The organism is Streptomyces sp. NPDC014995 (genome assembly GCF_043080745.1).
Taxonomy (GTDB): domain Bacteria; phylum Actinomycetota; class Actinomycetes; order Streptomycetales; family Streptomycetaceae; genus Streptomyces.
The window spans coordinates 94864-114890 of record NZ_JBIBVX010000024.1 but is presented as its reverse complement, the minus strand read 5'-3'; the positions used below and the strand labels follow the sequence as shown (position 1 = coordinate 114890).

Annotated in this window: 24 protein-coding genes and 1 tRNA gene; 23 read left to right on the top strand and 2 right to left on the bottom strand. The window is 69.4% G+C overall.

Going from position 1 to position 20027, the window contains the following annotated elements:
- Positions 1–288: 288 nt before the first annotated feature.
- From ACF1A1_RS36230 to ACF1A1_RS36150, 17 genes are all read left to right on the top strand, one after another.
- Entirely contained in the window at positions 289–1140 is an 852-nt protein-coding gene (locus tag ACF1A1_RS36230) for a helix-turn-helix domain-containing protein (RefSeq protein ID WP_392005959.1), read from the top strand.
- A 96-nt stretch (positions 1141–1236) separates the two neighbouring features.
- Complete coding sequence (locus tag ACF1A1_RS36225; RefSeq protein WP_392005957.1) at positions 1237–1635, top strand: ATP-binding protein; 399 nt, start codon at positions 1237–1239, stop codon at positions 1633–1635.
- Between the two features lie 175 nt (positions 1636–1810).
- Positions 1811–2662 (top strand): sigma-70 family RNA polymerase sigma factor, encoded by an 852-nt coding sequence (locus ACF1A1_RS36220; RefSeq protein WP_392005955.1) that lies wholly within the window; start codon positions 1811–1813, stop codon positions 2660–2662.
- Entirely contained in the window at positions 2659–3480 is an 822-nt protein-coding gene (locus ACF1A1_RS36215) for an integrase (RefSeq protein WP_392005953.1), read from the top strand. The genes ACF1A1_RS36220 and ACF1A1_RS36215 overlap by 4 nt, the downstream gene beginning before the upstream one ends.
- A gap of 10 nt (positions 3481–3490) precedes the next feature.
- Complete coding sequence (locus ACF1A1_RS36210; RefSeq protein WP_392005951.1) at positions 3491–3775, top strand: hypothetical protein; 285 nt, start codon at positions 3491–3493, stop codon at positions 3773–3775.
- Between the two features lie 236 nt (positions 3776–4011).
- Entirely contained in the window at positions 4012–4359 is a 348-nt protein-coding gene (locus tag ACF1A1_RS36205; RefSeq protein WP_392005949.1) for a hypothetical protein, read from the top strand.
- A 5-nt stretch (positions 4360–4364) separates the two neighbouring features.
- Entirely contained in the window at positions 4365–5732 is a 1368-nt protein-coding gene (locus tag ACF1A1_RS36200; protein WP_392005947.1) for an FtsK/SpoIIIE domain-containing protein, read from the top strand.
- Between the two features lie 80 nt (positions 5733–5812).
- A complete protein-coding gene (locus ACF1A1_RS36195) occupies positions 5813–6031 on the top strand; it encodes a hypothetical protein (RefSeq protein WP_392005945.1) in 219 nt (72 codons plus the stop codon).
- 24 nt (positions 6032–6055) lie between these two features.
- Positions 6056–6754: a DUF2637 domain-containing protein gene (locus ACF1A1_RS36190; protein ID WP_392005943.1), complete on the top strand. Its 699-nt coding sequence runs from the start codon at positions 6056–6058 to the stop codon at positions 6752–6754.
- Positions 6755–6769: 15 nt separating this feature from the next.
- The gene (locus ACF1A1_RS36185) at positions 6770–6949 is read left to right on the top strand and encodes a mobile element transfer protein (RefSeq protein WP_392005941.1); all 180 of its coding nucleotides are present in this window, start codon (positions 6770–6772) and stop codon (positions 6947–6949) included.
- A gap of 16 nt (positions 6950–6965) precedes the next feature.
- A complete protein-coding gene (locus ACF1A1_RS36180) occupies positions 6966–7121 on the top strand; it encodes a hypothetical protein (protein WP_392005939.1) in 156 nt (51 codons plus the stop codon).
- Between the two features lie 21 nt (positions 7122–7142).
- Entirely contained in the window at positions 7143–7448 is a 306-nt protein-coding gene (locus ACF1A1_RS36175) for a SpdD protein (protein WP_392005937.1), read from the top strand.
- Positions 7449–7554: 106 nt separating this feature from the next.
- Positions 7555–8922, top strand: a complete 1368-nt coding sequence (locus ACF1A1_RS36170) for a replication initiator (protein WP_392005935.1) — start codon at positions 7555–7557, stop codon at positions 8920–8922.
- Positions 8898–9092, top strand: coding sequence for an AlpA family transcriptional regulator (locus ACF1A1_RS36165; RefSeq protein WP_031039432.1), 195 nt, complete (start codon positions 8898–8900; stop codon positions 9090–9092). The genes ACF1A1_RS36170 and ACF1A1_RS36165 overlap by 25 nt, the downstream gene beginning before the upstream one ends.
- Positions 9089–10462 (top strand): tyrosine-type recombinase/integrase, encoded by a 1374-nt coding sequence (locus ACF1A1_RS36160; protein WP_392005934.1) that lies wholly within the window; start codon positions 9089–9091, stop codon positions 10460–10462. The genes ACF1A1_RS36165 and ACF1A1_RS36160 overlap by 4 nt, the downstream gene beginning before the upstream one ends.
- Before the next feature lie 31 nt (positions 10463–10493).
- Positions 10494–10838, top strand: a complete 345-nt coding sequence (locus ACF1A1_RS36155) for a hypothetical protein (RefSeq protein WP_392005932.1) — start codon at positions 10494–10496, stop codon at positions 10836–10838.
- A gap of 104 nt (positions 10839–10942) precedes the next feature.
- The gene (locus ACF1A1_RS36150; protein ID WP_392005930.1) at positions 10943–11797 is read left to right on the top strand and encodes a nuclease-related domain-containing protein; all 855 of its coding nucleotides are present in this window, start codon (positions 10943–10945) and stop codon (positions 11795–11797) included.
- Between the two features lie 47 nt (positions 11798–11844).
- Here the strand turns inward: ACF1A1_RS36150 and ACF1A1_RS36145 are convergent, their stop codons facing one another.
- The gene (locus tag ACF1A1_RS36145; RefSeq protein ID WP_392005928.1) at positions 11845–12594 is read right to left on the bottom strand and encodes a hypothetical protein; all 750 of its coding nucleotides are present in this window, start codon (positions 12592–12594) and stop codon (positions 11845–11847) included.
- Between the two features lie 57 nt (positions 12595–12651).
- On the opposite strand from ACF1A1_RS36145, the gene ACF1A1_RS36140 reads away from it, so the two are divergent.
- A protein-coding gene (locus ACF1A1_RS36140) for an IS5 family transposase (RefSeq protein WP_392005975.1) occupies positions 12652–13451 on the top strand; the annotation gives its coding sequence in 2 pieces (ribosomal slippage) (positions 12652–13000 and positions 13000–13451; 801 coding nt in all).
- Positions 13452–13703: 252 nt separating this feature from the next.
- On the opposite strand, the gene ACF1A1_RS36135 is transcribed toward ACF1A1_RS36140, so the two are convergent.
- Positions 13704–13775, bottom strand: a tRNA-Arg gene (locus ACF1A1_RS36135).
- Positions 13776–13894: 119 nt separating this feature from the next.
- Between ACF1A1_RS36135 and ACF1A1_RS36130 the strand changes: the two genes are divergently transcribed.
- The 5 genes from ACF1A1_RS36130 (at position 13895) to thrC (ending at position 19935) form a co-directional block, all read left to right on the top strand.
- Complete coding sequence (locus ACF1A1_RS36130) at positions 13895–14485, top strand: response regulator (RefSeq protein WP_392005926.1); 591 nt, start codon at positions 13895–13897, stop codon at positions 14483–14485.
- Positions 14486–14858: 373 nt separating this feature from the next.
- Positions 14859–15866, top strand: coding sequence for an ArgS-related anticodon-binding protein NrtL (gene nrtL, locus ACF1A1_RS36125; protein WP_392005924.1), 1008 nt, complete (start codon positions 14859–14861; stop codon positions 15864–15866).
- A 14-nt stretch (positions 15867–15880) separates the two neighbouring features.
- The gene (gene lysA / locus ACF1A1_RS36120) at positions 15881–17272 is read left to right on the top strand and encodes a diaminopimelate decarboxylase (protein ID WP_392005922.1); all 1392 of its coding nucleotides are present in this window, start codon (positions 15881–15883) and stop codon (positions 17270–17272) included.
- A gap of 305 nt (positions 17273–17577) precedes the next feature.
- Positions 17578–18870, top strand: a complete 1293-nt coding sequence (locus ACF1A1_RS36115; protein WP_392005920.1) for a homoserine dehydrogenase — start codon at positions 17578–17580, stop codon at positions 18868–18870.
- 6 nt (positions 18871–18876) lie between these two features.
- Positions 18877–19935: a threonine synthase gene (gene thrC, locus ACF1A1_RS36110; RefSeq protein WP_392005918.1), complete on the top strand. Its 1059-nt coding sequence runs from the start codon at positions 18877–18879 to the stop codon at positions 19933–19935.
- The last annotated feature ends 92 nt before the right edge of the window (positions 19936–20027 follow it).

Below are 20027 nucleotides of genomic sequence, written 5' to 3'. Positions count from 1 at the left end.
ACTGGGCAAGTAGGCACGTGGGGCCGGCTCTGTCTTAAGAGGTCAGGCCTCAGGAGCGGCTACGGATCACCACATGCCGACCCGCCCAAGACGCTTGGCCATCATGAACGGCTCAACGTCTTACCGCACCATTAGGAGCGCAGGCCCGGCCGGGGGCCGGGCCGCGCGCGGGGAGCGGAGCGAGCCGCCTTGAACCAGTAGAGAAAGTTTGAATCATGCTTTGGGTGCTGTTGATCATCTAGGCCCGCGGGCTCGGTGCTGGCTTCCTCGTGGTGTAGAACCCTGGTCATGGGGAGTGAGCGGCAGGAGCGGATGAAGGCGCTTGGGGCGCGTCTTCGAGGGCTTCGGGCGGAGGCCGGTCTGACGGGTGCCGTGTTGGCTCAGCGGGCTGGGGTGGGACAGCCGACTGTCTCCAAGGTTGAGAACGGGCGGATGGTGCCCAGTGCCGACGTCTTGCGTCGGCTGTCGCGTGCCCTCGACCTCGACGAGTCGACCGCTCGTGAGATGCGTGACCTTCTGGACGCCGTGGAAGCCGCACCGGACATCGCCGAGGCGTCTGCCGACGAGACACTGGCCGGGACGACTGTCGATGAAGCTGTGCGGTCAGCTCGACTCGTCCGCTCCTTTCAATGCGTCGTCCTGCCGGCCATGCTCCAGAGCGCGGAGTACGCCCGTCATGTCTTCGAGAGCGCGCCCAACTCCACCCCTGAGGCCGTCGGTCGTGCTGTCGCTGCCCGCGTGGAGCGGCAGAGCGTTCTGTACGAGCCGGGGCGAGAGTCGGCGTTCGTGCTGACGGAGGCCGTTTTGCGAACCTGGCCGGGAAGCCCGGCGCTGATGCTCGCCCAACTCGACCGGCTGTTGGCCGTGGACAGTCTGACCTCCGTGCGGATCGGGGTCATCCCCTGGCGTCGCGCGGTGCCGGTCATGCCTCGTCATGGGTTCACCTTGTGCGACCGGCGTGCCGTCGTTGTCGAGACCTTCCGAGGTGAGCGGGTCGTGGACGACTCCGCCGAAGTCGCCGCACATGAGGAGACGTTCAGCCGCTTCGAAGAAGCCGCGATCTTCGGCATCGAGGCGCGGGAACTGCTGCTTCGGGTGATGCAGGAGTTCCGGGATCTGGAGGGCTCCACCACTCGGTAGAGGAATAATTCCTCAAGATGCCTGGTCCCTCAGTCATGTGCAGGAATACTCTGCTCACTGCACCGTCTAGCCCCCTAGACGAAGAGGAGTATTCCCATGCCCAAGAAGTGGTCCCGCATCTTCCCCGGCCAAGCCTGGCAAGTGGCCGAGGCTCGTCACTTCGTGGCCGCCCTGCTTGAGGACGAGGGCTCGGGCCTCGTCGAGGACGCCGTTCTGGTGGTCGGTGAGCTGGCAGCCAATGCCGTCCGGCATACGCGCAGTGGCTGGTATCGCGGTTGGTTCCTGGTGGTCGTCGGTTTCAGCGACGACCTTGTGCGGATCCAGGTGATCGACCAGGGCGGCGATGAGGAGCCCCAGGTCCGGAGCGTCTCCCGTCCGGTGGAAGAGGGCGGTCGCGGGCTCCTGCTGGTCGCGGCGTGCGCCAAGGACTGGGGTGTGAAGCACCGGCCGGGCGGACGTTGTGTCTGGGCGGACCTGGCGCGGGTGAGCGGGTGATGGCTCCCCGTGTGACGGGGGTCCGTCGCTGCGCGTCAGGCAGCGGAGGGTGAGCCCTCGGGGTGTGCCTCGCCGCAGAGCTGCGTTCTACGTGATCGGCGTTCAGTCGGGCAGGCGGCTCGCCCCCGTTTTGTCTAGGGCCCTAGACTCCTGGGTAGTCCTAGGAGGTGAGGTCATGTCGGACGAGTTGCAGCGCATCATGGCGATCGATGATCCGTACCTGCTCTTGCGGGAGGTCACGACCCGTTTGGCCGACGCGCAGCAGGAGGTGACCGAACTCGCCCGGCTCCGTCGCCGCGTCGTTCAGGACCTCCATGCGCAAGGGCTGTCGTATGCGCAGATCGCTACGAAAGCCGGCCTGAGTCGTGGACGCATCCACCAGATCCGCCACACCGGGCCGGCGCCGGAAGGTGCCTTCCTCGGGCGAGGCGCGGTCACCGTCGCCACCCCGCTCCGGCGGGACGACGAACGCGGCCGTACCGTCGTCGCCGTCGACGACGTCAGCTCGGGCAAGCGTCTGGAAGACCTGGCGCGGTCGTACGGTCTCGACGTCACCTCGGAACACGTGCCGGTGAGCGGTGAGATCGACCTCAACCGTGACGGCCTGGTCGTCGTCTGCGGCCCGCGCATGTCCCAGGAGATGTGGGACACGTACGCCCAGGATCCCGTACTGCACTGGGAGCGCGCGGAAGACGGACCCTGGACGCTCGTCGACCGGCGAACCGGCACCGTGTACCGGTCGGGTCAGGACAGCGACCCGGCCCGCCCGTACGACGTCGGCTACGTCGGCAGGCTGCTGCGTCCCGACGGCAAGGGCTCGTTGCTCGCGATCGCCGGTATCCACACACAGGGTTCCCTCGGCGTCGTCCAGCTGCTCGCCTCCGACCTGAACGCGTTGTGGGGGCAGGTGGGCGAGCATCGCTTCTCCACGCTGGTGGGCGTCGAGTACGACCCCGACACCAGCGAGCCGCGTTCCGTCGAGCTGCTCACTCCTCTCTACCGGCACGACGAGGAGGCGTCGGCGTGAGGGTCGCCCTCGGCTCACTGCCCGCCGAACCGGGCCGGGAGAACGAGGACTTCGCGGCCACCGCTCCTGGAGCGGCCGTTCTCCTCGACGGCGCCGGCACGGCTGGGGTGGATACCGGGTGTACCCATGGCGTCGCTTGGTTCTCCGCGACGCTGGGCGGAATGCTGCTGAGCACGATCACGGCGCACCCCGCTCGACCACTTGCCGACTGTCTGGCCCACTCGATCCGCGTCGTGCGGTCCCTGCATGAGGACGGGTGTGACCTGGCCTATCGGGCCAGTCCAACCAGCACGGTCGTCGCGGTCCGAGTCGATGCGGGAACTCTTCAGTACCTCGTGCTGGGTGACTCGTCGCTCCTGCTGGCGGAGAAGGACGGCACGACCACTGTCGTCACCGACCGGCGCCTGGACGTGGTCGGCAAGCGGCTGCGCGGGCCGGTCGATGGGCTGCCGACTGGTTCACCCGAGCACGCTGCCGCCCTGGCCCAGTATCGGGAGGCGCTGACGGGGCTCCGCAATCGGCCGGGTGGCTTCTGGATCGCGGGGCCCGATCCACTGGCTGCGGAGCACGCCTTCACCGGGTCCGTGCCGCTGGAGTCGCTGGCCTCCGTGACGCTGCTCAGCGACGGCGCTACACGACTCGTCGACCGCTTCGAAGTCGCCACCTGGAAGGACACGTTGGCCGTCCTCGGTGAGTCTGGGCCCGATGGGCTGATCCGCCACGTGCGGGATGCTGAGGCCGGCGACCCTGAGGGTCGGCGCTGGCCGCGCGGCAAGGCCCAGGATGACGCCACCGCCGTGCACTGGGTTCTGCCGTAGCCTCCAGCGCGTGACGGTCTATCTGCTGTGGCACATCGGGCACCAGAACGAAGCCGGTGTCGGCGGTGCCACCCTGCATGTCGACGGGGCGACGGTTTACGTCGACGAGCAGGACGGCGACGACGTCAAGCTGCTCGGCGTCTACTCCACCCAGGACAGGGCCGAGGAGCGCATGCACCGAGCGCGGGTCCTTCCTGGCTTCTCCGACGAGCCGGACTGCTTCGTCATAGACGCGCACCAGCTTGATGAGGATGAGTGGACCGAGGGGTTCGTGCGCGTTTCCCCTGAACGGTAGGCAGCGGCGACCTGCTCTCCGGGGGTGGGTCGCCTCGACCTGCTCCGCTCCGGTGACTGTCCTGGCTCGCTGCGGGAGTAGTTCGTATACCCCCCTAGACAGTTGACGGTGCGTCGGTTTACGGTAGTCGTCAACCCCCCTAGACAGTTAGGGCGGGCGCCCCCTTAGCTGTCTAGGGGGGTACTCAGGCAGCGGCACCGCACAGCCGGTGCCGCCAACCCAGTGAGGTTCAGGAAATGCGAGTCATCCCCGTAGACATCTCGGCCGCCACGCTGCTCGTCACCAAGCTGCCCGAGGTGAAGGTGAAGGACCGTCAGACCGGTGAGGTTGCCGTGGACTCGGTGACCAACCAGCGGCTCATGGTGCTGGAGCTGGTGTTCATCGCGCAGGGCGGATCGGACATGATCAAGGTGACCGTTCCGGAGCCGGGCATCGGTGAGGGCCTGGTGATGGGCGCTCCGGTCATCCTGTCCGGCCTCGTCGCCCGGCCCTGGGAGAGCGAGTTCGGCGGCCGGATGCGTCACGGCATCGCCTACCGGGCGGACGCAGTAATGGTCAACGCCCCCTCCCCGGTCAAGGGCTGAGCGCCGTGACCGACACCTTGTGGGCACTGACGCTCTGCGTGGTGGCACTCACCGCGCTGCTGGTGCTGCGTCGTCGTATGCCGGTCGCGTTCTGGTGGCTCATCGGCTATCCGCTCGTCGCGCTGCGAGTGCTCGCCACCTACCGGGCCACGATGGACGCCTGTGGTCTGACGGTGCCGGCTTCGGCCGTCCGGCGGGCCACGGCCCGGATGATCGGGCGGGAGGCGGCGCCCGTACCGCCTCGTCGGTCGCTGCCGCTGCCGACCGGGTCCGGCCTCGTCATGCGGCTGCGGATGGCGACCGGGCAGGCGCCCGAGGACTTCATGGCCTCGGCCGACCGGCTGCGGCACGCATGGTCCGCTCACGCCGTCCACATCCGCCCGACCAAGCCGGGCCGGCTCGAACTGCGTTTGATCGGCTGGGACGTGCTCGCGGACGTACGGCGCCCTCGGCGCGGGCGGCAGAGCAGCGGTCTTCTCTCCCTACCGCTTGCGCTGCGCGATGACGGACGCTGGCACGTACGGGACTTCCGTGCCGTGCCGCACGAACTCATCCTCGGCGCCACGCAGTCCGGCAAGTCCGTCTACCTGCGCAACCTGCTGTGCGGTCTGGCCCGACAGCCGGTCGTCCTCGTCGGGATCGACTGCAAGTGGGGCGTCGAACTCGCGCCGTTCGCGCCGCGGTTGTCGGCCCTCGCCGACACTCCGGACCGGGCGAACGAACTCCTCGACGCTCTGCTGGAAGAGATGGAGGCGCGGTTCCGTCTCATCGGTCTTGCCTCCGCCGGCCCGGACACCGTCCTCACTTCGGACGTGTGGGGGCTGCCGGACAAGGTGCGGCCGGTGCCGGTCGTGGTCGTCGTCGACGAGGTGGCGGAACTCTTCCTCGCGGCGAGCCGGGACGACGAGAAGCGCCGTGATGCGATGGTCACCAAGCTCATCCGCATCGCCCAGCTCGGTCGTGCGGCCGGCATCTACCTGGAAGTGTGCGGGCAGCGTTTCGGCTCCGAACTCGGCAAGGGTGCGACCATGCTCCGTGCCCAGCTCACCGGCCGTGTCTGCCACCGGGTGAACGACGAGTCGTCGGCGAACATGGCGCTGGCCGACATTTCCCCTGAGGCGGCGCTGGCCGCCACCGCCATCCCGGCCGAACGGCCCGGCGTCGCGATCCTCGGCGACTCCTCCGGCGGCTGGTCCCGCGCCCGCTCCCCGCACCTCACCCTCGACGAGGCAGCGGCCGTATGCCGCGCAACCTCGGCCCTCGTGCCGCAGTTGCCCCGCCTCGATCCTTTCCGGCCGGTCGTCGCCGTCGAGCCCGCCGGGGTGGCCGCTCCCGCCGCCCCCGTGCCCACCGCGCGCCCGGTGATCGAGTAACTGCACCCCTTCCCACGGTCGGCGTGACCGCCTTGCGCCACGTCCCTACCCCTCCCATGCCTCGAACCCGAAGGAAACCCATGTCACGCCCCTCCATCTCCGAGGTCAGCGCACTCCTCGCCGACCTGACCGCGCTCCGCCAGAACCCGCACCGCACCTCTGCTGAGTACGCGGCGCTCATGAGCCGTAAGGCGGACCTGCTGGAGCGCATCGTGGCCCGTACACCCGGCGACGCCGACGCCGCCGAGGTGGCCCGCCTGGCCCGTGAGCGTGCCGACTCGCTCAAGTCCGCCAACTAACCGCACGGAAGGGATCGCGAGCCGATGCGTGCCCACCTCGCCCGCGTAGACGCGGTGATCATCCAAGCCGTCATTGCGGGCGCCCTGTCCTTCTCCCACCTCCACGACCTGGCGGAGGCGGCCGGACAGGGCGGCTGGAAGGCGTGGGCCTACCCGGTCAGCGTTGACCTGCTGCTGGTCGCCGCCTGGCGCCGGATGCGCGAACAACAGCGCGCCGGACACTCCGCCGGCGGCCCGCGCCTGTGGTTCCTGGTCGCCCTGGCTGCGTCGCTCGGCGCCAACGTCGCGACCGCCGGGCTCCTCGACCTGGACGACGTCCCCGCCTCCCTCCGCGTCGTGGTCGCCGGATGGCCGGCCGTCGCCTTCTTCGGCGGAACCCTGCTGGCCCACACGCCGCGCATCCCGCAGGCACCGACATCCCCGGCTGCACCGGACACGGACACCGAACCGCCCTCGGCCCCGGCTGCAGTCGACGGGCATCACCGTGACGCACTCCCGGCACCGTCCACGGACCCCGCAGCCGAGGAGGAGCCGGTCACCGCCCTGGTCTCCACTCCGGTGCCCGCTCCGGCCGTCCCCCTCCCGCCCGCCCTGGTCGACCGCGTCCAGGCCCTCGCCGAGGAACACCAAGCCGCCACCGGCCAACCCGCCGACCCCGACACCGTCCGGGCCCGGCTCGGTCTGCCTCCGTCCATGACGCCGTCCGTCGCCGCTCACCTCTGAGAAAGGACCGCCCAAGTGAACCCGCGCTTCCGCAACGTCCGCCGCATCGGTCCCGTACAGGTCGCCACGTACCTCGCCCGTGGCCGTAACCGCCACCTGGCCGCCTGCACCGCGCCGAACTGCGACTTCTCCGCCGAGTACGACAGCCGCGCCGCCGCCGAACTCGCCGCCCGCACCCACCGCTGCAAGGCCTGAGAAGGAGATCACCGCCATGGACGTCCCGCTCTGGTTCGCCGTCCTTGTCGTCGCCGTCCTCGGCATCCAGCTCGCCCGCCCGCCGTGGTGGCTGGTCGTCCTGCTCCTCCTCGGCGGCTACCTGGTCGCCAACAGCTTCCTCGCCCCCGCCGTAGCCACCCTCCTCGACTGACCAGCAGAAGGGATCACCCACGTGCTCACCCCGAAGTACCCGCCGCAGGACACCCCGCCGATTCCCACCACGCCGACTCCGACCACCTACAGCCCGGCGCCCCACATCCCGGCCCACACCCCGAGCCCGTCCGCCCCGGTCTTCAGTCGCCCGACCGTCCAGCTCACGCCGGGTAGCACGCTCACCCTGGTCGCCGGTGGCGGCGCCCTGGCCCTCGTCGTCGGCGCGGTCCTGGTCTCCATGCTCCTCGCCGTCGCGATCACCGCCGCCTCCGTGGCCGTCTGCGCGGTCGTCGTCCGCTCGCTCCTGAAGAGCGACCACCGCTGACCTCATCTGCTCCGCGGCCCCGGCTTGCCCACACTGTCTAGCCCCCTCGACAAGTCGGGCCGCCTGCCCAGAATCCCCGTCCGTCCCTTCAAGGAGGAACCCGCACATGCGCCCCCAGGCGCCGACCGGAGCCATCCGCCAACTGGCGGCCCTCGCCCAGCATGGCGACCTCAGCACCTACGCACGGCAGATCCAACGGCTCGGCGGCTGCGAGCGGCCCGTGCGGATGGAGGGCCACCGCCTGGACGTCCACGCCGCAACCGGCGAAATCGTCCGTGAGGTCGTCGACCGCGACCTCCCCGCCGGGCAGCTCCTCATCCGCTGCAACAACCGCCGCGCGACCCGGTGTGCAGCCTGCGCCGAGGTCTACCGCAAGGACACCTTCCACCTCGTCACGGCCGGCCTGAGCGGCGGCAAGGGCATCAGCCCGGCGGTCACCCAACATCCCCGAGTCTTCGCCACCTTCACCGCGCCGTCGTTCGGCCCGGTGCACAACCGGCCCGGCGGCGGTCGATGCCGCTGCGGGCGGCTCCACTCAGACGACGATCCTGCCCTCGGCACCCCTCTGGATCCGGAGCGCTACGACTACCGCGCGGCGGTCCTGTGGAACGCCCACGCAGGCGCCCTCTGGGCCCGCTTCACCACCTACCTGCGCCAGCAGCTCGCCTCCCGCGCGGGCATCGGCCGTTCCGCGCTGCGCCACTGCCTCAAGGTCTCGTACGCCAAAGTCGCCGAGTACCAGCGGCGCGGCGCCGTCCACTTCCACGCCGTGATCCGTCTCGACGGCCCGGACGGAGCCGAGGACACCCCACCCGCCTGGGCCACCACCGACCTCCTCACCGACGCGATCCGCTCGGCGGCCCGTCTCGCCGAGGCCCCCGGGCCGCTCCTCGACGGCCGCGCCTACACCTTCCGCTTCGGCGAACAGCTCGACATCCGCCCGATCCGCTCGGCCGACTTCACCGGCACCACCGACCTGACCAGCCGGGCCGTCGCCGCGTACATCGCCAAGTACGCCACCAAAGGCGCCGAAAGCGCGACCGGCACCCTCGACCGCCCCATCCGCAACCCGATCACCGACCTGATCGGCGCCGAAGTCACCGACCACGCCCGGCAGATGATCCTCACCTGCTGGCACCTGGGAGCCCTGCCCGAACTCGAAGACCTGCGCCTGCGCAAGTGGGCCCACATGCTCGGCTTCCGCGGCCACTTCTCCACCAAGTCCCGCGCCTACTCCGTCACCCTCGGCGCCCTCCGCCAGGAACGCGCCGACCACAACGAAGCACTCACCCGCGAACGCGCGGCCGCAGCGGGCCACCCGCTGCCCGACCCGGACACCGTCCTCGTCCTCTCCCACTGGCGCTTCGCCGGCACCGGCCTGACCACCGCAGAAACCTGGCTCGCCGCCTCACGACGGCCCGACGCCCCCGACACGGAAGGAGACTCGGAATGGACCGCCGACGAGACGAACTGATGACTGTCCCGCAGATCCTCGCCGAGCTGGGCGGGGTCTCCCGCCGCACCTTCTACCGCTGGCGCGAGCTGGGCCAGGGACCCGCCGCCTTCAAGCTGCCCAATGGGGAGCTCCGGGTATGGCGGAGTGACTTCACCACGTGGCTGCGACAGCTGGAGGCGGCGGCGTGAAGTCTCTCGACGTGAAGGTCTGGGGCGTCCGTAAGCGGGACACCAAAACGCCCTCGTACGGTGTCCGCTGGTCCGTGGCAGGCAATGTCTTCTCGGAGTCCTTCCGCACCAAGGCGCTCGCCGACCACTACCGCACGAAGCTCATGCGGGCGATGCGCGACGGCGAGGAGTTCGACGCCGAGTCGGGGCTCCCGGCCTCGATGGAAGAGAAGAAGTCGGCCGTGTCGTGGTACGCCTTCGCCCTCAGGTACCTCGCCATGAAGTGGCCCCACGCTGCTCCCAACACACGGGACGGCATCAACGAATCACTTACCAGCGTGACGGTGGAACTCCTCGACGACCGCGCCGGACGTCCGTCCGATGAGGCGATCCGCAAAGCACTTCGCAACTGGGCCTTCGTCTTGCCGGGGCCTGACGATCGGGAAGTCCCGGACGACGTGCGGAACGTTCTCCACTGGGTGTCCAAAGCCTCTCGACCGCTCGCCGATCTCGCTGAGCCCGCCACGGCCCGCGCGGTTCTCGACTCACTGAAGCTCAAGCTCGACGGCACGGCAGCCGCGGCGGAAACCGTGCGGCGTAAGCGTCGCACGCTCGTCAACGCCGCGAACTATGCGGTCGACCTGGGGGAACTGCGGGAGAACCCCATCACGGCGGTCCGCTGGCAGAAACCGAAGGTGTCCAACCAGGTGGACCCGCGCGTCGTCGCCAACCCTGAGCAGGCTCGCAGCCTCTTGGCGGCCGTCTCCTATGTGGGCGGATACCGGCGTGCCCGCGGCCGTCGCCTCGTGGGCCTGTTCGCCGCCATGTACTTCGGCGGTCTCCGGCCGGCGGAAGCGGTAGGCCTCGTCGAGACGGACCTGACCCTTCCCGAACGGGGCTGGGGCTCGGCCCTGCTCCATCGGACTCGCCCGTCGGTCGGCAAGCAGTGGACCGACTCGGGGGAGACCCACGACGACCGCGGGCTGAAGAACCGACCGACCGAGGACGTGAGGCGGGTGCCGATCCCACCTCACCTCGTCGCCGTGCTCCGCGAGCACCTGGCCACCTTCGGTACGGCGGACGACGGACGGCTTTTCTTCAGCGAGAAAGGCTCGGTCGTCCCGTCCTCGACCTACTACCGCGTGTGGCAGGAAGCCCGGCTCCTCGCGCTCCCGCCGGCCGTCGCAGCCTCGCCGCTCGCGAGTCGGCCGTACGACCTCCGCCACTCGGCGCTGTCGACGTGGCTCAATGCCGGAGTAGATCCCACCGAGGTTGCCGAGCGTGCCGGCAACAGCGTTGAGGTCCTGCTGACCCGCTACGCGAAGTGCCTCGACGGCCGGCAGGACGTCGCCAACCGGCGTATCGAGGACCTGTTGCGTGAATACGAGTGATCGCACGGAACCTGGGCCTCATACTTCCGGCGTGGACATATCCGACGATGGCCAAAAGCTCGATCCTGAGTGGGTGGAGGCCGGTAACAACGTATGCGGTGTCCTGCGCGGTTGCCGGGACGCCTCTGCGGTGACCCGACACTTCGTGCGGAAGGGGTGGAGTTCGAGGTCGTCTTCCTGGCACGGCTACGAGGTCGAAAACAGTTGGTGCCGGTTGGAGGTCGAACCGATCGAGGGTCCGGACATTCTGCTGAACGGAGTCATAGACCCTCAGCGTTTTGACGAGCTCGGCGGCGTACTCCATCGCCTCGGTTTGAGCTACTCCCTGGAGCTCTACGAGGGAGACGACACCCTGGTTCGCGAGATCCAAGTGTGATGAGTGAGTTGACGTGCGAGGCCCCGGCACATTGTCCGGGGCCTCTCTCGTTCTGAGCCCTACCTGCTGCGATGCTTCGAGTTGAGAGCTGACGAGGGGGGCTCGTGGAGCTGAAGGTCACGCGCTGGAAGCGGTACGGGCATGATCGTTTGTACGCGAATCTGCCCGATGGCACTGCGGTCGGCTGGGCGGACGTGAGGACGGGGGATATCACCGTCCTGTTCGCTGAGTATCGCGACGACGTGATCGCCGTGCTGACACACCACTTACGGGACAACCCCGAGCCGGTCCTGCCACAGGGGGCACCTGAGGCTGAAACCCGCCTGATGCTGCCGCCTTTGACGCCGACCGACGACCTGTCTGCCAACCGTCCTGGTGAGTCCCTCCGCGACCTGCTCGATAAGTCCGGCGTAGGTCTGATTGAACGGGTCGTCTCACAGCTCCTGCGGCGTCCCACGGACTGGGACTCCTGGCGGAAGGGGCTGGCGGGGGAGAAGAGAGTGGGGGCCGAGTTGAACCGCTTAGCGCGCCACGGTTGGCGTGTCCTGCACTCCATCCCCCTGGCCAACAAGGTGGATGTCGATCACTTGTTGATCGGGCCCGGCGGGGTGTTCAGCATCAACACAAAGCACCACCACAAAAGGGCCGTATGGGTCGGCGACGATTCCGTGAAGGTCGACCACGGAAAGCCGGCGCCCTACGCACGCAAGAGCCGGGCGGAGGCCAAGCGAGTGGCCCGAGTGCTTGAGCACTACTGCGGCTTTCCCGTACCGGTGGAGCCGGTGCTCGTCTTCGTCGGCGTCATCGAGGTGAAGGTGGTCGCTACGCAGCTCGATGTCCGGGTGTACCAGGAGCGCCAGTTATCTGCACTCGCCCCGCTCTCAGGCGTGCTCACGGCCGACCAGGTGGAGCAGGTCTACAGCGCGGCTCGCCATCGGCAAGCTTGGAGCAAGGCCTGATTCGGTGTGCCTCCGTGAGAGGCTTCAGTTTGCCTCAGTCGCGTGTTTCATGCGTCCCAGCGAGTGGTGATGGCTTCCGCGACGCTGAAGACTTCGTCGCACTCGGCGCACTGTGCTTTGCCGAAAACGTAGGTCAACTTATGCGCGACATCGGTCTGGCCGTCTGCGAGTGCGCGACTGTGCAGTCTTTGGGCCAGCCCCTCCAGGGCTGAGATGTTTGCAGGCTGCAGCGGCATCTTCTTCGCCGTGGTCTCGTTCATGTACATGCTGTCCGTGGTTGAGAAGAAGCCGTACTCGCCGAAAGCCACGAAGTTCTCTGTGCTGCACGAGGGGCACGGGACTTCGAACTCATCGTCGTTCAGTCCGTCGAGCTGTTCACCCCAGACCTCGACCCCCTCGAAGCTGAGGAGCGCAGCCAACAGGTAGACGTAAGTAGCGGGGTCGTTGGCGAGGATGGGATCCCGAAGAGATTCCTCGGTCAGTTGCACCAGGTCCGACATCTCCGAGGCGTAGGCCACGTGAGGATCTTGCTCGTCGTATGGCCGATCAGTGCTGGCTGAGATGGCGCCGGCGAGCGTGAGTGGCATCTGTCTGTCCGCGGGTGACCACTGACGTGCCATGTCGCGCAGGGCGGGCAGGGCCGCGTAGCTCGCTGAGTAGACGGTCCCTTGATGGCACAGTCGGGACCAAAGGTCGGTCCATCCTGAGTCCTTCGGGGCCGGGCTCACTGCGTCGAGCAGGCCGGGAATGTCTTCTGCCGTGCCGTAGGCGTGGTGGAGCTGGGACCAGTCCGTCATGCCAGCGATCTAAGACGTCATCTCATTTGGATCGGTAGCCTGTCGGTCGTGGTTTCGATCGTTGAGCGGCTGGTGCCGGATGAGTTGTGGGAGCTGTTTCAGCGGGTGGTCCCGGAGGCTCCTTCGCGGCCTCAGGGCGGCGGTCGGCGTCGGCATGGTGACCGTGAGGTGCTGGCCGCGATCGTGTTCGTGGCCACGTCGGGCTGCACGTGGCAGCAACTGCCGTCCGCGTCGTTCGGGCCGTCGGGAGCGACGGCTCACCGGCGCTTTTCCGAGTGGTCGAAGGCTCGAGTGTGGGCGAAGCTCCACCGCCTGGTCCTCGATGAGCTCGGCTCCCGCGGCGATCTGGACTGGTCCCGCTGCGCGATCGACTCGGTGAACATGCGGGCCCTGAAAAGGGGGAGCTGACAGGCCCGAATCCTGTAGACCGGGGCAAGTACGGCTCGAAGGTCCACCTGATCACCGAGCGGACCGGTCTGCCCCTCTCCGTCGGAATCTCGGGGGCGAACCTGCACGACAGTCAGGCGCTGATCCCGCTAGTGAAGGGGATACCGCCGACCCGCTCCCGGCGCGGACGACGGCGGCGCAGACCGGGAAAGCTCCACGCCGACAAGGGGTACGACTACGACCACCTGCGGCGATGGTTACGCGAGCGCGGCATCAGGCCCCGCATCGCCCGCAAAGGCATCGAGTCTTCAGCTCGTCTGGGCCGCCACCGCTGGACCATCGAACGCACGATGTCCTGGCTCGCCGGATGCCGCAGGCTGCACCGTCGCTACGAGCGCAAAGCCGAGCACTTCCTGGCCTTCACCAGCATCGCCTGCATCCTCATCTGCTACCGCCGACTCACCAAATGAGATGACGTCTAAGCAGCCGGCTGCGCCGGGCCTCACGGCTGGGGCCGTGCCGGTCGCCCGGCCTTGAGGGCAAGCTAAGCCCAGGGCCAGAAAGCAGCCAGCGACCTGCGGCGATGCTCCAAGATCCCGTCCACGCCTCGTCCACAGACCTCGACATACGGCCGCTCCGGGCGGCATCCGCCTGCACATACGCGAAGACCCCGTCCTCAGCGTTCTCGCTGGTGGCGGGGTCTTTAGGCACCTGATCCAAGGTGCCCCCGGCAGGATTCGAACCTGCGCACACGGCTCCGGAGGCCGTTGCTCTATCCCCTGAGCTACGGGGGCGTGTCGGGTGGAGCTTCTTGCTCGCGGCGACGGGTAGAACACTACCAGCTCGCTCGGGGTGTTCATGAACGGGTTTCTGTGGGGCCGGCGGCGGTGCTGGTCGCCCGCACGGGGTGGAAGTGGGGAAAACCCGGACGCGGTGGCCGGTGCGGACCTACTCTCGAGTTGTGCCAGGCGCTTCGGGCCGGGTGCTTGTTGTGGACGACAACAAGGTCATCCGGCAGCTGATCAGGGTCAACCTCGAGCTGGAGGGCCTCGAGGTCGTGACCGCGTCCGATGGTGCCGAGTGTCTGGATGTCATTCATCAGGTGCGGCCCGATCTTGTGACCCTCGATGTCGTCATGCCCCGGCTGGACGGGCTGCGAACGGCCGCGCGACTGCGTGCCGACCCGCTCACCCGCGACCTTCCCCTCGCGATCATCAGCGCCTGTACCCAGTACGAGGTCGAGGCCGGCCTCGAAGTCGGCGTCGACGCCTTTCTCCCCAAGCCCTTCGAGCCTGCCGACCTCGTGAGCCTCGTGCGGAAGCTGATGGAAGGGAAACGGGGGGAGGGGGTTGGCGACGGGGGAGTAGATGGCAGGGTCGGAGATGACAGGACCGCGGGTGACGCCGGCCATGCGCAAGGCACACTCGGCGTCGGCTTCGGGTCAGCACTCGGCACCGGAGAGGGTGTCGGGGCAGGTACAGGTAACGGGCCAGTGGCCGAGTAGCGGCAGGGGGAGGTACGGGGGTAGGGACAGGATCAGGGGCAGTGCTGAGTACGACAGTCGGCACTCGGCTGTGGCAGGACCGGCCCCCCACGTCCTCGCGCCCGTGCGCACCCCGTTACCTCACTCACCTGCTTCCTCGCCCACCGCGCCGGCTCTGCCTGCTCACCCACCGCGCCTGCTCTGCCGCTCGCACCCCGCCCCCCCACCCCGCCACACCCAGCCCACCGCCACCCCCACTCCCACCCCACCCGCAACCCCACCCCACCCGCAACCCCACCGCACCGAACCCACCGCCCCCACCCCACCCGTCCACATCCCGGACCCTCCCAAACCGCGTCGCCTACCCACCCCCCTCCTCCCCTACCCTTGTCCCGTGACCCCCGTCGAGCTTTCGCGCACCGTGGTGCATGCGGTACGTCGTGCTGTCGACGCCGGGGAGCTGAGTGTGGCCGTGCCTTCGCGGGCGGTCATCGTGCCGCCGGGGCCCGGTGGATGTGGCGACTACGCCACCAACATCGCCCTGCAGCTGGCCCGTCCCGCGGGCCGGCCCCCGCTGCGCGTCGCCGAGGTGCTGCAACCGCATCTCGCCCGCGCGGTCGGTGTGACGGGTGTCGAGATCACCGGGCCCGGGTTTCTCAACATCAGCCTCGACCGCGGCGCCACCTCCGTCGCCCTCGTCGAGCGGATCCTGCGGGAAGGCCCCCGCTACGGGCACGGGACCACTCTCGCCGGGCAGGTCGTCGAGCTGCGCGTGCCCTACGACGTCCGCGCCGAGGTGCTCGCCGACGCGCTGGCGCGGATCGTCGGCTCGCAGGGCGGGCGCGTCGAGGTCGAACACCGTGAGCCCGTCAATCTGCGGCCGGTCCCGGCGCCGGAGGACCCTGCTCCGCTCGGGCTCGACGCCGCCCGGTGGGCGTTGCTGCACCCCGCCCCCCACGACCGGCCCCGCATCACCGCCGACCACCTGGTCCAGCGGGAGGGCAACCCCCTCTTCCGTGTCCGTTACGCCCACGCCCGCACCCGCGCCGTCAGCCGTAACGCCGCCGACCTGGGATTCAGCGCCGAGCCCGGCGTCGTGGACGGGCCAAGGACCCCGGACGCCGTGTCGGCGCTCGTCACCCTCCTCGCCGACCACCCCCGCATCCTCGGCACGGTCGCCGCGGTCCCGCAGCCGGAGGGCACCGCCGCCCCCTCCCGCCTCACCCGGCACCTCGTCGCCCTCGCCGACGCCACCCTCGTCCTGCTTCCCACCGTCCTGCCCCTCGGCGAGGAGAAACCCTCGGCCGCCCACCGCGCCCGGCTCGCCCTCGCCGAAGCCGCCGGGACGGTGCTGGCCGGCGGCCTGAACCTGCTCGGCATCGACGCACCCGATCACCTCTGAAAGAGCACGCCCAGATGAGCCGTTCCGCACACCCCGCCGGGCCCCGCCACGCCGACGTCCTTCCCGAGGGCCACTACTCCGCCCCGCCCGCCGACCTCAACGCCCTCGACCCCAAGGTGTGGGCGCACACCGTCAGCCGGGGTCCGGACGGGGTCGTCACCGTCGGCGGGATCGACGTGAAGACCCTCGCCGAACAGCACGGCACCCCCGCCTACGTCCTCGATGAGGCCGACTTCCGGGCACGGGCCCGCGCCTGGCGTACCGCCTTCGGTGCCGACGCCGACGTCTTCTACGCCGGCAAGGCGTTCCTCTCCCGTGCCGTCGTCCGCTGGCTGCACGAGGAAGGGCTCAACCTCGACGTCTGCTCCGGCGGCGAGCTCGCCACCGCGCTCTCCGCCGGCATGCCCGCCGACCGCATCGCCTTCCACGGCAACAACAAGTCCATGGAGGAGATCGACAGGGCCATCCGGGCCGGGGTCGGCCGGATCGTCCTCGACTCCTTCCAGGAGATCGTCCGCGTCGCCCACATCGCGCAGTCCCTCGGGAAGCGGCAGCGCGTGCAGATCCGCATCACCGTCGGTGTGGAAGCCCACACCCACGAGTTCATCGCCACCGCCCACGAGGACCAGAAGTTCGGGATTCCGCTGGCCGGCGGGCAGGCCGCCGAGGCCGTGCGGCGGGCGCTGCAGCTGGACGGGCTCGAGCTGATCGGCATCCACAGCCACATCGGCTCGCAGATCTTCGACATGTCCGGCTTCGAGGTCGCCGCCCATCGGGTCGTGGGACTCCTCAAGGACATCCGCGACGAGCACGGGGTCGAGCTGCCCGAGATCGACCTCGGCGGCGGGCTCGGGATCGCCTACACGAGTGACGACGACCCGCGCGAGCCCCACGAGATCGCCAAGGCGCTCACCGAGATCGTCACGCGGGAGTGCGAGGCCGCCCGGCTGCGCACCCCCCGGATCTCCGTCGAGCCCGGGCGGGCCATCGTCGGGCCGACCGCCTTCACCCTGTACGAGGTCGGCACCATCAAGCCCCTCGACGGGCTGCGTACGTACGTCTCCGTCGACGGCGGTATGTCGGACAACATCCGTACCGCGCTGTACGACGCCGAGTACAGCGTCGCCCTCGTCTCCCGCACCTCCGACGCCGAGCCGATGGCGGCCCGTGTGGTCGGCAAGCACTGTGAGAGCGGTGACATCGTCGTGAAGGACGCCTTCCTTCCCTCCGACCTGGCACCGGGTGACCTGATCGCCGTACCGGCCACCGGCGCGTACTGCCGGTCGATGGCCAGCAACTACAACCACGTCCTGCGTCCGCCCGTCGTCGCCGTGCGCGACGGCGAGGCCCGGGTCATCGTGCGGCGCGAGACGGAGGAGGACCTTCTGCGGCTCGATGTCGGGTGAGGGGACGACGGGGGCGGGAACCCCGCCGGGCCCGGGACTCGGCTCCGGGAAACGGTCAGAAAGCCCGGGAGCCGGCGGGGACTCCGGGAAATCTCCGGGGACTGCCGGGAAATCTCCGGGGACTCCGGGAAACTCGCAGGGGTCCGCGGGAACCCGGGAAACCCCGGGAAAAGCAGGCGGAAGATCTCCTGTTCGGGGCCCTTGCGAAAATGAAATAGACGTCTCACGATCCGGACCAGGGATAGAAACTCCGGTTCGGTGGGTGAGACTGGTCCAACCTAGACGGTATGAGGAAACGAGGTCGGATGATGCGTACGCGTCCGCTGAAGGTGGCGCTGCTGGGCTGTGGAGTGGTCGGCTCAGAGGTGGCGCGCATCATGACGACGCACGCCGACGACCTCGCGGCCAGGATCGGGGCCCCCGTCGAGCTGGCAGGTGTCGCGGTGCGGCGGCCCTCCAAGGTCCGTGAGGGCATCGACCCCGCGCTCGTCACCACCGACGCCACCGCCCTCGTCAAACGCGGCGACATCGACGTCGTGGTCGAGGTCATCGGCGGTATCGAGCCCGCCCGCACCCTCATCACCACCGCCTTCGAGTACGGCGCCTCCGTCGTCTCCGCCAACAAGGCGCTGCTCGCCCAGGACGGCGCCGCCCTGCACGCCGCCGCCGACGAGCACGGCGAGGACCTCTACTACGAGGCCGCCGTCGCCGGCGCCATCCCGCTGATCCGGCCGCTGCGCGAGTCCCTCGCCGGCGACAAGATCAACCGGGTGATGGGGATCGTCAACGGGACGACCAACTTCATCCTCGACAAGATGGACTCCACCGGCGCCGGGTACCAGGAGGCCCTCGACGAGGCCACCGCCCTGGGATACGCGGAGGCCGACCCCACCGCCGACGTCGAGGGCTTCGACGCCGCCGCCAAGGCCGCCATCCTCGCCGGAATCGCCTTCCACACGCGCGTGCGCCTCGACGACGTCTACCGCGAGGGCATGACCGAGGTCACCGCGGCCGACTTCGCCTCCGCCAAGGAGATGGGCTGCACCATCAAACTGCTCGCCATCTGCGAGCGGGCGGCGGACGGAGGCTCGGTCACCGCGCGCGTGCACCCCGCCATGATTCCGCTGACCCACCCGCTCGCCTCCGTGCGCGGCGCGTACAACGCCGTGTTCGTGGAGTCGGACGCGTCGGGGCAGCTGATGTTCTACGGTCCCGGCGCCGGCGGTGCTCCCACCGCCTCCGCCGTCCTCGGCGACCTCGTCGCCGTGTGCCGTAACCGGCTCAGCGGGGCGACGGGGCCCGGCGAGTCGGCGTACGCCGCCCTGCCCGTGTCGCCGATGGGTGACGTGGTCACCCGCTACCACATCAGCCTCGACGTCGCGGACAAACCGGGTGTTCTCGCCCAGGTCGCGACCGTGTTCGCCGAGCACGGCGTGTCGATCGATACGGTTCGCCAGCAGGGCAAGGACGGCGAGGCCTCCCTCGTCGTCGTCACCCACCGCGCGTCCGACGCCTCGCTGAGCGGGACCGTCGAGGCGCTGCGCAAGCTCGACACCGTGCGGGGTGTCGCCAGCATCATGCGGGTTGAAGGAGAGTAACCAGTAATGACCCACCAGTGGCGCGGAATCATCGAGGAGTACCGGGACCGGCTGCCGGTATCCGACAGCACGCCCGTCGTGACGCTCCGCGAGGGCGGCACGCCCCTCGTGCCCGCGCAGGTGCTCTCCGAGCGCACCGGCTGCGAGGTCCACCTCAAGGTCGAGGGCGCCAACCCCACCGGGTCCTTCAAGGACCGCGGCATGACCATGGCCATCACGCGGGCCAAGGAGGAGGGCGCGAAGGCGGTCATCTGCGCCTCCACGGGCAACACGTCCGCCTCCGCCGCCGCGTACGCCGTGCGCGCGGGCATGGTGTCGGCCGTTCTCGTCCCGCAGGGCAAGATCGCGCTCGGCAAGATGGGGCAGGCCCTCGTCCACGGCGCGAAGATCCTCCAGGTCGACGGCAACTTCGACGACTGCCTCACCCTGGCCCGCGCCCTGAGCGACAACTACCCCGTGGCCCTGGTCAATTCGGTCAACCCGGTGCGTATCGAAGGCCAGAAGACGGCCGCGTTCGAGATCGTGGACATGCTCGGGGACGCCCCCGACATCCACGTCCTGCCGGTCGGCAACGCGGGCAACATCACCGCGTACTGGAAGGGGTACACCGAGTACGCCGCCGACGGTGTCGCCGCGAAGACCCCCCGGATGTGGGGCTTCCAGGCGTCCGGCAGTGCACCGATCGTGCGCGGCGAGGTGGTCAAGGACCCGTCGACCATCGCCACCGCCATCCGTATCGGCAACCCCGCCTCCTGGCAGTACGCGCTGGCGGCGCGGGACGAGTCCGGCGGTCTCATCGACGAGGTGACGGACCGTGAGATCCTGCGCGCCTACCGGCTGTTGGCCGCGCAGGAGGGTGTGTTCGTGGAGCCCGCGTCCGCCGCGTCCGTGGCCGGTCTGCTCAAGGCCGCCGAGCAGGGCAAGGTCGACCCGGGGCAGACGATCGTGTGCACCGTCACCGGCAACGGGCTGAAGGACCCCGACTGGGCCGTCGCCGGTGCTCCGCAGCCGGTCACCGTCCCCGTCGACGCGGTGACCGCGGCCGCGCGTCTCGGCCTCGCCTGACGAAGGCCGCCGGGCCGGCCGGGCTCGGTCGGCCCGGGCCGGGCCCCGCGGGTTCCGGCAGGTCCCGGGCAGGGGTAACCCGCTCAGGGGTG